The organism is Staphylococcus sp. HMSC068C09 (assembly GCF_001813735.1).
GTDB classification, from domain to species: domain Bacteria; phylum Bacillota; class Bacilli; order Staphylococcales; family Staphylococcaceae; genus Staphylococcus; species Staphylococcus hominis.
The window spans coordinates 1-357 of the sequence record NZ_KV813750.1 but is presented as its reverse complement, the minus strand read 5'-3'; the positions used below and the strand labels follow the sequence as shown (position 1 = coordinate 357).

Below are 357 nucleotides of genomic sequence, written 5' to 3'. Positions count from 1 at the left end.
ACAATTCAAAAACGAATAAAAAAATAATGAAAAATTATAATTGGGAATATTTTAAAGCCCAAATTAATAAAAAGCTTTCAGAACCAAAAATAAAAACCATCTACAGTCAAAGAAAAATTGATGTGGAGCCTGTTTTTGGATTTATGAAGGCTATTTTGGGTTTCACTCGAATGTCCGTTCGAGGGATAAATAAAGCCAAAAGAGAACTAGGATTTGTGCTAATGGCACTTAATATAAGAAAAGTAACAGCTCAACGAGCTGAAAATAATCAAAAAAATTATAAAAAAGACAATTTCTATATTATTTCAATAGAAATTGTCTTTTTTCACTTATCTAGATACTTTATGTCCCGGACTC

General features: G+C 28.6%; 1 protein-coding gene. It reads left to right on the top strand.

Features of this window, described 5'->3' with window-relative positions; all coding sequences use genetic code 11:
- Positions 1 to 357: transposase (locus HMPREF2930_RS02440; RefSeq protein ID WP_141751509.1), on the top strand; the 357-nt coding region annotated here is incomplete at both ends.